Annotated in this window: 5 protein-coding genes; 1 reads left to right on the top strand and 4 read right to left on the bottom strand. The window is 58.5% G+C overall.

Annotated elements, in window-relative coordinates; genetic code table 11:
• Window positions 1–41: 41 nt before the first annotated feature.
• Window positions 42–254 carry a hypothetical protein gene (locus OYW20_RS05615; protein ID WP_268799734.1) on the top strand — a complete coding sequence of 71 codons (213 nt, stop codon included), beginning with the start codon at window positions 42–44 and terminating at the stop codon, window positions 252–254.
• 265 nt (window positions 255–519) lie between these two features.
• Here the strand turns inward: OYW20_RS05615 and OYW20_RS05610 are convergent, their stop codons facing one another.
• The 4 genes from OYW20_RS05610 to OYW20_RS05595 all read right to left on the bottom strand — a co-directional run bounded on the left by OYW20_RS05610 (window position 520) and on the right by OYW20_RS05595 (window position 13,271).
• Complete coding sequence (locus tag OYW20_RS05610) at window positions 520–1,452, bottom strand: glutathione S-transferase family protein (RefSeq protein WP_268799733.1); 933 nt, start codon at window positions 1,450–1,452, stop codon at window positions 520–522.
• 65 nt (window positions 1,453–1,517) lie between these two features.
• Window positions 1,518–1,862, bottom strand: coding sequence for a GIY-YIG nuclease family protein (locus OYW20_RS05605; protein WP_268799732.1), 345 nt, complete (start codon window positions 1,860–1,862; stop codon window positions 1,518–1,520).
• A gap of 129 nt (window positions 1,863–1,991) precedes the next feature.
• Window positions 1,992–7,553: an NEL-type E3 ubiquitin ligase domain-containing protein gene (locus OYW20_RS05600; protein ID WP_408005469.1), complete on the bottom strand. Its 5,562-nt coding sequence runs from the start codon at window positions 7,551–7,553 to the stop codon at window positions 1,992–1,994.
• A gap of 183 nt (window positions 7,554–7,736) precedes the next feature.
• A complete protein-coding gene (locus tag OYW20_RS05595) occupies window positions 7,737–13,271 on the bottom strand; it encodes an NEL-type E3 ubiquitin ligase domain-containing protein (RefSeq protein WP_328284806.1) in 5,535 nt (1,844 codons plus the stop codon).
• Window positions 13,272–13,300: the final 29 nt, after the last annotated feature.

Raw genomic sequence — 13,300 nt, 5'->3', positions numbered from 1 at the left:
ATACCAAGTTTGCCTGGGGGTCATGCGACGCACTGGACGTTGTGACCGCCACACAATGGAACAATCTCTTTCAAAGCAATGGCAACAACCGTGCCCGGCAATGCTCATGGAACATCGACAGCCAACAGGGCTGGAACAATATGATCGCCTCACGGGATAATTTCCCGGCGCTGAGTAATATATGGAACGAGATTCTACTTAATAACTACGGCGACGGCGGGCAGATGCCCAAATACATCGCCGCTTATTTTTGATGTCAACAAAGCGAACAGCCTCACCATTGCACGCAACTTCCAGGTCAAAATGAACAACGCTGGCTACAACGTGCCCATCTTACGTCTGAACTTCCTGACGCCCCCTGAAACTCGCTTTACTTACAACGCAGCAGACCAAGCGGTTGGACAGAAAGAGGCTGCCGGCCAAACCGCTAGCAGCACACTGTATTCGCACACCGCCTTTTCTGTAGTGGTGAAAATATATCTCCTGCGCCAGCCCTCGTAATGACTGGTTGCAGGAGAGTTACAGCGCCTTGATATCAAACCCATACCGAGGGAAGTGCACATGAACGATCCCGGCCCGTTCATCGTCGCGACGCACGATGATTTCCTCACGTCCACTGAAGACCAACTCGCCCTGAACCGGGTCTACACCGTAGTCGACCGCTGAAACGCTGACGTGCTGACCGATCTCGAATCCGTTCGGGTCAACGAACACTTCGTTCGGGACGGCAGCGGGAGTGGCGTCTCGAGCGATTTCAACCGCTTGGGCAGAATCCAGCTCGCTGGGTGCGCCGTGACCAAAACCCACCACTCGCTCATACCACGCCAACACCGCCGGGTACGCGTCCACCAAAGGCGCAGTCACTGGCGTCTGTTTCAGGAACCACAAGGTGTGGGCCACAGAGAAGTCGGCGATTGACGGCGCGCCCAGCAGAAAATCGCCATTGCGCTCCAGCTGGGTTTCAAGACGGCTCATCAGCGTAGGCCACTGATGCTGCGCCAACTCCAATGGAATGCGCGTCGAGCTGCCGCCGTCGAACAGGGTCGTGCGATCGGCAACGAAGGCCTTGACGGCTTCAGGTGGTGCTTTGGCGAAACGCAACGCCAGCGAAGCGGACTGGAACACCAGGCTCACTGCATGCAGAAACAGAACAGAGTCAGCCCAGGCGGCAAGGCTCGCCGAGGTGAACTCCTGACCTTGCGGATAGAACGCGGGCGATGATTTTTCCTGCTCCAGCCGACGAGCAATCATCGCCGTATCGCAATAAATGTCCGCACCGATTTGCAGCACGGGGGTTTTTCGATAGCCGCCGGTCAGTGCGGTCAAGTCGGGCTTTGGCATGATTGGCGGGATGGTCACCGAACGCCAGGAAAGCCCCTTGAAACCCAGCATCAGTCGGGCTTTTTCGGCAAACAGCGATGTCGGGTAATGGTGAAGGATCAGCTCTGACATGCATGACTCCGGCTATTGGCTCAAAACCAAGAGCTTAACCGGGACTCACAGCAAGGCCTACCCGCTCAGACTGATGACAGGCCATCACGACCGTGGATGAGCGCAGCGTCAGGGGTGCTCGCCGCGAGTGCTTCCTTGGCGCTCTTTCGCAGCTTCTTGATCAGGCGTTCCTGTCGCAGCGCGTCGCTTCTGTCGCGGCAGGCTTCGACGTACACCAGTGCCACCGCCGGGCTTGAGTAGAAAAACCGCGCGCCCTTACCCCGTTGATGGGCCGCGAAGCGTCGAACCGGGTCGTCGCTGATGCCACAGTACAAAGAGCCGTTGGCAGCGCGCACCAGGTACACAAACCAGCTCTTTGGCACGCTCGGCAAGCAAGCGTCATCGAGAATCGTGAGCGGAGTTTCGGACATGGCGGGCGACACGTAAAAAGAGGCGAATTCTAGCAGACACAGTTACGATTTTTCCGCAACACACCAAAACGCCAGCCCTTGATCAGGACTGGCGTCGGGTGGGTGACTATCACCAATCCGTATAACGGATCAGTCGCTGTACTTCATGCCTTCCTGGTAAGTCAGCTGCTTCATAAGCTCGTGCTCACGCATCTTCTGCTCCTCATCAAGGCTTTTTATGCGCGCCAGATACGCGTCGTCCAGTTCGGGAAACTCATCTTCGACCCTTATCCTTTCGCCTTCGAAGGTGGCTTTGAGCTCAGCAAAATCTGCCGCGTAGGTTTCCCGCAACCACGAGGCCCAGAAATCCCGATTGACTGCGTTGGCGAAAAATTCCGGGCCGTCCTGACGGGTCAGCACCTGAGCTTCGACCGTCTGCAATTCAACGGCCGTCACAGCGGCGGCCGTTCGGTAAAGCATGCGGGCAGGCGGCAGTGGAAGATCCAGTCGCTCAGCCAGTTGCAAGCGATAAGCCAGACGAACCTCAGCCTGGTCCCTACCCATGGCATTGGTGCGCGCGAGGCGATCGACCTCATCCAGACGGTAGAACCTGCGCATGAGTCGATACAGCGTCGGCCCGCGCTCGGCGTTCGGAATGTCACGCAGTGAGTCGAGTGCGAATACCTGAACCTCCATCTGATTGAACTCCAGCCGCACGCCATCGCCGCAGGTGCGGCTGGCAATCGCTTCTCCGGCCATCGCGTTGAGCAGTTGGCGCAGTTGTGAGTCGTTCGCGGCAGCCCCCAGTACATGCCAGACGCGTTGAACCAGCGCCTCGCGAGCCCTGAGGTAATCCGCGGTTTCTCGCAAGCGGCCGATTAGAGCCATGAGCATCGGCGCATCGCCCGCCGCTGCAATCTGATCCCAGACCGCCTGATGGCCGATATTTTCCTGTGCCGTGTCTTGAAGCCATTGTTCGACGTTCGCAGCTTGCGCAGAGTCAGCCCCGGTCGACCCATGGCGATGGACGCTGGTGTCAGCGTCAGAGTCCGGATCAAAGTCCGAGTCGGACTGGTTCAGTGATTCGGTTGATGACCATGCCCGCTCCGGTGCAAGCGCTCGAATATCGTCGGGCAGGTCCATGTAAAAACTGAATGACCGGGAATTGCCGTATTCACTGACGTGAGCGCCGATCATGGTTTCGCGAGACAGCGGATTGCCTTCCAGGGATATTTCGGTGTGCGCTGAGATATTGCGACGGTTTCGGACGATCTCGTCTGGCAATTCCCTCAACTCATTGCGAGCCAAAGACAACGCGTCGATTCCGCCGGGCAGGAATTCATTCAACCAGTTCGGCCATGTGCTGATCCCGACCTTGTCCAGCGTCAGGGACTCCCAATGCCGTATAAGCCCAGGCGAGGCGACGATAGGTGCCAGATGGTTACCGCTCAGGTCCAGATTCCTCAGGTTATCCAGGCTGCTGAGGTACTCCATGACGGCTTGATCAATCACCATGCCCTGATCCATCAACGCCAGGCTTCGCAGGTTTGGCAGTGCGCTGAGAGTCCGCGGCGGCGAGACCATCGGCATGACGTGCCCCATGATTTCCAGCGTTTCGAGATCAGGAAAGCTGGTTAAAAACTGACTCAACTCCTCGGGATCGGTCGCGACATTTCGCAGCATCAGGCCGTTGATATTCTGATAGAACGTCTGAGGCAGACCCTGCGGAAACTCGGCCAACGCCATCGACTCGATCATGATCGGTAGAGAAGCACGCCCCGCCACAGTCCCGCGCCAGTGATCACGCAATGCTGCGCCCATCTCGCGACGTGTGATCAAACTTTGATCGCTAAAAGGCGCGTGGGAAGTTGACGCTTCTGCCCAATCACGAAGGGCTGCCTCAAGCACTGCCTGCTCACCCAGCAGCACGTTAATGCGCGGTTGAAGTTCGACGGGCGCACCCGGATCGATCCTGACCGCGCGAAGCTGTCCGGCCAGAGGCTGTTCGCCCGCACGCAGGCAAGCTTCGATCATATCCGTGCGTGACAGCCGATTGCCCTGTAGATGGATCAGCGTTGTGCGCGCGGACTGCCCAGTCTGCAGCAACCCGTCGGGTAAGTAGAGAATTTGATTGTCGGCCAACGAGACTTCCTCGATATGGCCCGGCAGCAACTCCGTCAACCATTCAGGCCATTGCTCCAGGCCGATACGATCAAGCCCTAGTCTGCGCAGGTTCAGATTGACTGACCCCGGCAGCGGTGCGTCCAGGCTGAAGTTGCCGCTCAGGTCGAGGCTTTCCAGGTGCGGCATCTGACCGAAGAGGTTGAGGGTTTCGGCGGTGATGTCCACGCCCTGGTTGATCAGGCTCAAGGCCCTCAAGCCTGGAAGCTGGGTGGTCACGATACGCGGCAGCTCATGAAACTGCGTGAAGCTGAAGCCTGACGAGGGGGATCTGCTGATTTCCAGTACGGTGATTTCAGTGAACCGACTAAGGAAGTTCTCAAGCGGAATCGAGCTCCACGGCCGCCCACCCATCAACGAACCAGGCTCACCCTGTGCAACGATGTTCGAAAGCTGCAGACGCTCGACCCGTGAGTAGAAAAACCCTGGCAGTTGCTCAGGAAAATCACTCAACCGGGCTGATTCCAGACGTAAAGCGACGTTCGCTGGGACACCCGGCAAGCTGGTTGCCTGCCAATGTTGCAGGATCGCCTCACCGATCCGCGCCCTGCTGTTCATTCGGGATTCGCTGGGGGCCAGTATCTCGCTCGACGCCATGGCCCATTGATCCAGACTGGTGCGCAATGCCTGGCGCTCATCCTGCAACACATCCAGACGCGCGTTGATATCAGCATTGGACATCCCCTCAAGACGCAGACTGGTCAGCACGTCCTGGGCCGTGACATCAATCAGTTCCAGCAAGCCGATGCGGGTCAGCAGATGATCCTCGCTGATAAAGCCAAGCAGTTGGCCCATGCCGCTGAGCGCATACCCCATACGCCCCTGTTTCATGCGTTCAGGCTTATTGAATTTCAGCCGGCCATCGCGAATGCCTAAAAGGCGCGACGCACGGGCGCGATCGCCCGTGGCCAATGTTGCCAGCGCCGTATTGAGTTGCGGGCCTTGGGACACATGGGAAAAACCCAGCGCGCTGCGATGTGCGTCTGGCAGCGCATGCAGAATCGAAGCGCACAGATTGTTACCCGCTTTGGGCACGCTGTTGAGTTCGTTGCCCTGCGCATCGAACGCCTGGTACTGGCCATTGGACTTGACCAGCACCTTATGGACCGTGGCTTCAGGGACGCCGATGCTGTCGAGCAGGCTGCCTTCGGTTGAGCCCAGGCGCACTTCAAGGCGCACTTGATCGGACCAACCCGGCAGTTTTTCCAGCAAACGCAGGCTGAGGATTTCGGTGTCCGCGTTGCTGACGGACTTCAAATAAAAACCCTCGAATGCACGGTTTAGCCGAGTTTGCCGTTGCTGCCAGACGGCCGCTTCGCTGACGCGCAGAGGGAGGCGAGCGTTGTCCAGAATTTGCAGCGTTTGCGCCGATGTCAGGGTGCTGGCCAAGTCCTCTGCCACTGCGGTAGATACGCCGGGGAAATCTCGGCGAATCAGTTGCACCAGCGGATCAGACGACACTTCACTGGCCTCGTACTGCTGCCGGAACTGCTCGGCTCGCTGGCTGCCAGACGTTGCGATAGCCGCATTATCCAGGGCTGTGTCCAACTGAAAGCGTTTGACCGTATCGCGCAACTGCCCTGGCGGAACGGCATTTTCCACATGCACTTGGCGCAACAGCGATTCGTCGACGTCGGTCACGCGCAGAATTTGCTCAGCGGACGATTCCGACAGTCCCGACACCGTATGGCCGAGGCGCTTGAACAACTTAACCTTCGACCACTGCTGCGGCCTCTCACCCTCATGTCGGAAAGCGCCCACACCGTTGTGCTCCAGAACAGGCGAAAACTTCGCGTCTGGATGGGGGTGTCCGAGCTGCCATTTATTCAGGTCTTTTCGATGAATCACTTCGTACTGCTGCCCGTCGAGGGTCAGGTACTTTTTCCCTTCGCGCTCAAACACACCGCTGAGCTCAGCGCTGGTGTCTTGCGGGACATCAATGTTGACCTGAAAAGGCTCAAGGTCGGGCTTCCACAGGCGTGCCTGACCATTGGCCAGCTTGATGGGCACCACCTTCCCCACAAAGTTATTGCTGGCAAGCGGCGGCGGCTCTTTGGGCGATACGCCGTGCGCGGTCGTAGCCAACGCCGCCATGAAGGCGATGTTGGCACCTGCGCTGACAAGATGATCGAAACCCTCTTCCAGGTCGCCATGACTGAGGTCTTCCAGACCGTGATACACCTCGCTGACTAATTCCACACTGGCATACACCATCATCAGTTGGCCCAGAACAGGGACAAAGAATGAGGCGACATTGGCGATGTTCATGCCCACGTCGAACCAGGCCTGAAGTCGCTCACTGCGGCTTTTCGCATCTTCGTCTTCAGTAGGGACTGCCAGGAATCGAGCGTTGTCTTTGATCACCGCGATCTGCTGCTGGTGCATCCTCTGGAACAGCTCGGTGTCGATCGGTGCGCTCTGCAAACGCAGATCGGCGCGATGATCAGGCGTGTTGTGCCACAGCCCTTTGGTAAACCAACTGCCATCAACAGGTGCCAAAGGGAACAAGTGCCGGTTCAATTGACCGAAGAACTGCGCCCTTCCCCGCTCACCAATCAGCCGTGCAAAAAACGCTTGATACGCCTGACTCATCAATCGGCTTCGCAAGTCGTCTTCCAGCTCGCTCAGCGTGGCGAATTCCTTGAACGGCGTCACTGGGTCCTGCGGCACGTACAACACCAGCGGCACCTGCGTGAACGTCCAGGTTGCCAACGGCTTGATAATGACGACGCGAGGTATTTCGACACCCAACAGGGACAAGGACTCGAACGCGACGGGCAGACCGTTGAACATTGGACTGGCACGTCGCGTCACCACGTCCAGCACTGCCGCCAGTGCTTGTTCACTGATGTCCTTGCGCAGCGCTGCGGCTCGGGCATACAGCTCCATATCAGCCAGGTCGTTGGTAATGAAGATAGCGCGCGCGTTAAGCCGGGCAGCGTTGGGTGCATCGCCCGGCAGGGACATCGGCTCCAGCACATCCTTGAGATGGTCCTGATATTTACTGCCGATATTGAGGTGTCGGCAAACGTCAGCAAATTGGTCGGGGGGGATGTTTTTCGGGTGCGGGCCGTCGAGCCCCTTATCGACAGACGCAGAACGCAGAAACCCGCCTTTGATTGCTTCCTTACGCTCGAAGTTGTGCAGTGCGGCTTCGAGCAACGTCAGCTGGCTGGCCGAGCCTGTCGCACCGCTGGGCCTGAGCGTGGGGTGAAACAGCGTGTCGACCTTGGGCTCAAGCCCCGGTCCAAAGCGGGTATCCAGGGCCTGACGCAACAGCGGCTCGGCAAAATCGGACAGGCCTTTGAGCGGTTTGAGCAGAGTCTTCAGCGCATGGCGGGCGGATTTGCTGGCCAGCAGCGCACGCCGATAGTCTTGCTGCTGTTGCGTAGACGCGGCGCTGAAGGCTTTGGGCAGTTGGTGATGAATGACGCGCAGGACCGGGTCCTCGCTGAAGCGTTGCTGCAATTGAGTCAGGCTCGGCGGCTCGCTCGCCTGGGGAGTGTGTAACCTGGACGACAGAATGGTCATCGGGCAATTTCCTTATTGCTGAAAGATAAGGAAATGACGTTACACAGTGGTTTTCTGGCTGAAGCATAAATAGATATCGCGACCAAAATAACCTAGGGGCAATGGCCGGCTTTCGGCCGCCGGCAAACGTCAAGCCCCGCCGGCGGCACAAGGACTCACTCAGTCAGTCAGTCAGTCAGTCAGTCAGTCATGGCCGAGCCCCGCCCGGTGAGTAAGCCGCCTGATCAGGTCCAGGTCTTTTTCCTGTTTCTGATCAAGCAGCCGTTTGGCCTGCTCCAGGTATTGGTCGTTGAGCTCCGGGAAGTCGTCCTCAAGGCGTGAGCGCTGTTGATCGAAGGTCGCTTGCAACTCCTCAAACTGCGACGCGTACGTCTCTCGAAGCCAGTCGGTCCAGAAATCCCTGTTGGCCGCGTAATCCAGCAGCCCAGGTCCGTTTTGGCCTGCCATCACCTCACCCTGCACGCCAGCCAGCTCTTCGGACGTTACCCCGGCGATGGTTCGATACAACATGCTCGATGGCGCAAGCGGCAGATCGAGACGTTCGGCAAGCCCCAGTCGATAGGCCAGACGCACCTCGGCCTGATCCCGCCCGCGAGTGTTGGCAACCGCCAGACGATCCACCTCGCTCAGGCGGAATAGACGTCGCATCAGCTCATACAGGGTGGGGCCTCGCTCGCCGTCCGCCACGTTTAGCAGTGAACGACGGGTGAACACCTGAACCTCCATCTGGTTGAACTCCAGACGTACGCCGTCGGCGCAGGTTGGATTGCCGATGTCTTCGTCCTGCGCCATGCCATTGAGCAGCGCCCGCAACTCGGGGTCCTGCTCTGCCGCCTCCAACACATGCCAGACCCGTGGCGTCAGCGTAGCGCGCGCCCTGAGAAAATCCGCCGACTCGCGCAGGCGGTCAACCAAGGCCATCAGTTGCGGGGCATCGGCGGCCGTTTCAAGGCGCTCCCAGATCCCACGACGGGAAAACAACTCATCGGCTGTGCCTGTCAACCACGGGTCAACCAGCGGCCTTCGCGAGCTGACCCCGACCCGGCCGTGACCATGGACGGGCGAATCGGGCGAGTACTCAAGATCAGAGTCAGAGTCGGTATCAAAACTGTCACCCTCTCGCCGTTCCACAGGCATCGCGCGTATGTCCTCAGGCAAGTCCATGTAGAAACTGAAGGATGTATTGTTGCCGTGATCGCGGACGTGCATGGCAATCATCGACTCGCGTGACAACGGATTGCCTTCCAGCGAGATTTCCGTGTGTGCCAGTTCGTTACGAGGGTTCTCCATGATCTCGGCCGGCAGCGCAGTCAGTTGATTGCGGTTGAGCGACAGGGAATTGATGTGGGCAGGAAGCAGCTCGCTGAGCCATTCGGGCCAACTGGTCATGCCCACGTTATCCAGGGTCAGCGAACGCAGAGAACGCGCCGCCAACAAGGTCGTGTCCGAGATAATCCCGAGGCGATTGCCACTCACATTCAAGTGCTCCAGCCGGGGCAGTCGGGCGTAAAAATCCATGGCGCTTTGGTCCAGGGTCATTCCCTGATTAGTGATGTCCAGCTCCCTGAGGTTGCCCAGCTCGGTCAGCACCTGAGGCGGTACAACTAGCGCAGGGGAAAGCTCGGCCAGTTCCAGACTGGAAACTTGGCCAAACCTGCGCAAAAACTCCTCCAGCTGTAACGGTTCAACCCCCACCTCGCTCAAGGACAAACTGCTGACATTGCGATAAAAGCTGTCCGGCAGCGTGTGAGGGAAAACTGTTAGCGGCGAGGCCTCTACCGCCACCGCCAGCGGCGCGCGTCCCGACACCGCTCGCCCCCAGTGAGTGAGGAGCAACTCACTGGTTTCTCGTCGGGCCTGCGCGCGACTTTCATCTACAGACTCGGTTGATCCTGGTGCCTCGCTCCAGTCGCGCAATGCGTTCTGCAGCTCAGCCTGTTCACCCAAGAGCACATCGATGCGGGCTTGAAGCTCCGGCGCCGGCTCACAATCGAAGCTGACCGCACTGTCAGGCCGGGCCTCGTCCAGTTGCATTTCTATGAGGACGCTGCGGGGCAGTTGATTGCCTCTCAGCGAAATATGCGTTCGGGCAGGCGTACCGATGCCATTGCTCACCAAGCGCTCAGGCAACGCCGAGATACGGTTGTCGTTGAGCGAAAGTTCGCCGATACCTCCGGGCAGACGATCATTGAGCCAAGCGGGCCAGCTAATACCGGTGCGATCAAGCCCCAGGCGCTGAAGGCGGCGCTGGATAGGGAATTGCGTGGCGTCGGAAAAGCCTTGTAGCTGGCTGCCGCTCACGTCCAGCCGCTCCAGATCCTCAAGGCCATTGAGTGGAGCGAGGGTTATGGGGGTAATGATCAAATCCTGATTGATCATATTCAGCGTTCTGAGGCGGGGCAGTCGGATTGCTGCGATACGCGGCAGTTCGAAATATCCGGGTGACCGATAGCCGGCACTGGCCGTCCGGCCCACTTCAAGCGATGTGATATGGGCAAACCGGCTCAAGAATCCATCCAGCACCTGCTCCACTCGATCCCACGTAAGCCTTGGATTTGAGTGCAGTGTGCGAAACGTGTCGTGCAACTGGAGGCTGTTGACCCGGCGGTAAAAGAAAGCGGGCAACGGTTCGGGAAAGTCCACCAGCGCCACGTTTTCCAGACGCAAGACTGTGGCGGTTTCCTCAAGTACCAGGAGACTGCTGGCCTGCCAGTGACGCAAGATCGCCTCTGCGATGCGCGCTCGACCGGCGGCGCGGATTACGTTCAATTCCTGCAACGCGCTGGAGGCCAGTGCCCACTGATCAATGCTGGCACGCAGTGCCTGATATTCATCCTGCAATACATCCAGGCGAGCATTGATGTCGGGGTTGGATAATCCCTGAGCGCGCAGGCTGGTGAGTACGTCCATCGCAGAGACATCTTGCAGCTCAAGCAGACTGATCCGGTCCAACAGATGATCGTCGCTGACAAAATCCGGTAATCGGCCGACACCGCTCAGGGGATAACCGAGTCGCCCCCACTTCAGCCGCTCAGGCGTGTTGAATGTCAGGGTGGCATTGCTTATCCCCAGAATGCGTGATGATTGCGCCCGATCACCCATAGCCTGTTTTGCCAGCGCCGTATTCAGTTCAGCGCTCTGTGAGGCGTTAGGGAAACCGAGGGCACGACGAGGGTCGTCCGGTAGCGCGTGCAGGATCGAGGCGCACAAATTATTGCCCTCCCTCGGCACGCCATTGAGCTCGTTACCCTCGGCATCAAACGCCTGATATTGGCCATTGGATTTGACCAGCACCTTGAGCTTCGTTGCGTTAGGCCTACCGATGCTCTGGAGTAGCGTGCCCCTATAGGTATGCTGACGCACCTCAAGGCGCACATGCTCCGACCAGCCCGGAAGTTTTTCCAGCCAATGCAGGCTGAGGATTTCGGTGTCCGGTGAGCTGACCGCGTTCAGGAAAAAACCCTCGAACGCTCGGTTCAGGCGGGTCTGGCGCTGTTGCCAGGCTGCCGCTTCACCGACGCGCAACGGAATGCGACCGCTGTCGAGCATCTGCTGTTTTTCCGATGGCGTCAGCGTCGTGAGCAAATCCTCGGCGACTGCTTCAGGAACCGTCGGGAAGTCGCGTTGAATCAGTTGCACCCCTGGATCTTCCGAGCGCTCGCTGGCGACATACTCTTGATTGAACTGCTCGGCACGGCTGGTCGTGAGCCTTTCGGTCGAAGCGCTTTCGAGGGCCGCATCCAGCTGGAAGCGCTTGACCGTGTCACGCAACTGACCGGGCGCAACGGCGTTTTGCACATGCACCTGGCGCAGCAGCGACTCATCGACGTCGGCAACACCGAGTATCTGCTCGGCAGACGATTCCGATAGGCCAGCGACCGAATGCCCGAGGCGTTTGAACAGTTTGTTCTTGGCCCATTGTTGCGGCAGTTCACCCTCATGGCGGAAAGCCCCCGCGCCGTTGTGCTCCAGCACAGGGGAGAACGGATGGTTGTCACGGGGATGCCTGACCACCCACTTGTTGCGGTCGGGATCGTGTTGCACTTCATAACGCCGATCGTCGATATCCAGATACTTTTTCCCGTCATGTTCGACCACGCCGTTGATGTCCGCAGTGGCGCCAACGGGCAGCGCATGGGTTGACTGAAACGGCGTAAGGTCCGGCTTCCAGAGCCGCGTCTCCCCGGTGTTGAGCTTGATGGGAATCAGTTGCCCTACAAAATGGTTGCTCAGGATTTGAGGCGGCTCCGGTATTTGATGCCCCGCCACAAGCAGCGCCATGAACGCCAGCTGTTCGGTCACCGAAAGCAGGTGCTCAAGCCCTTCTTGCAGATCACCGTGACTCAAGTCCAGCAGGCCGTAATAGACCTCACCTACCAGTTCCACGGTGGACTCAAGCATCATCAACGCGCCCAGCGCCGGAACCGCGAATGAGGCGACATTGAGAATGTTCATACCGATATTCATCCAGTACGCCAACCGTTCCTGACGGCTTTTTGCGTCCTCCACTTCGGTGGGCACGGCCAGGAACTGTGCGTTGTCCTTGAGCAGGAAAAGTTGCTGGCGATGCATTCTGCTGAACAGGGATTCTCTGATCGGGTCGCAGTCGAGCACCAGATTGGCCTTGGGATCGGCGCGGTGATGCCACAACCCTTTGCTGAACAGTTTTGCGTCATCCGGCATCAGGGGGAAAAGGTGCTTGTTCAGGCGATTGAACACTTGCGCCCGAAGGCGCTCACCGATGAGTTGCGCAAAAAACGCCTGATAGGATTTGTCGGTCAGCCGCTGCCGAAGGTCGTCTTCAAGCTCAGTCATGGAGCCAAATTCTTTAATGGGGCTGACCGGGTCGTGCGGGATGTACAGGACAAGGGGCACCGGGGTCGTGGTCCAGGTGCGCGTCGGCGAAATCAACAATGCGCGCTGAATTTCCACGCCAAATATCGTCAGCCGCTGCAGCAATATGGGCTTGCCGTCGAATAACGGCTTTGGCTGTTGTTGCGCCAGCGCCAGCAAGGCGTGGCCGGCAGTTTCGCCCAGGGTCTTTTTGATCATCGCGGCGCGAACGCTGAGCTCCATCTCGGCTTTGTCGGCGGCGATGAATTTGGCTCGCGTGTTGAATCGGGCAACGTCCGAAGTGTCGCCAGGCGCGGTGTCAGGCTCCAGCGTTTCGCGCAGATGGTCAAAATACTTGAGCCCCAGATTCAAGTGCCGGCAAACGTCAGCAAATTGCTCCGGCGTTATGCCCACGGGGTGAACATCGCCCTGTTTGTCCAGGATCGCCGCGCTCTTCAGGAATCCCCCCGCAACCGTTTCCTTGCGCTCGAAGTTATGCAGCGCGGATTCCAGGAGCGTCAGTTGCGTGAACGGGCCGGTCGCGCCATCGGCGGTGAGCGTGGGGTTAAACAACGTGTCGTTGGTAACGTCCAGGCCAGGGCCGAACTTCGCCCGTAGCGCTTCGCTCAGCAACGGCTCAGCAAATTCAGCAATGCCCTTGAGCGGCTTGAACACCTGTTTCAGTTCTTCGCGGGCCAGCCGGCTTCTCAACAGCGAAGCGCAGTAGTCCTTGCGCGCTTGAGACGAAGCCTCAACGAACGCCGCAGGCAGATGGTTGTGGATGACTTTCAGAACGGGGTCGTGCATGAAACGCTGTCGCACCTGGTCGTACATGGCGGTAGACAACGGCGACATAATCGGTGGAACGGTAGGTATGGAAGACACGGTGCAACATCCTTATTGCAGAGAATAAG

The sequence above is a fragment of the Pseudomonas sp. BSw22131 genome, assembly GCF_026810445.1.
Lineage (GTDB): Bacteria > Pseudomonadota > Gammaproteobacteria > Pseudomonadales > Pseudomonadaceae > Aquipseudomonas > Aquipseudomonas huanghezhanensis.
Note: the sequence above shows the minus strand (reverse complement) of the source record. Positions and strands in the feature narration are given on the sequence as shown.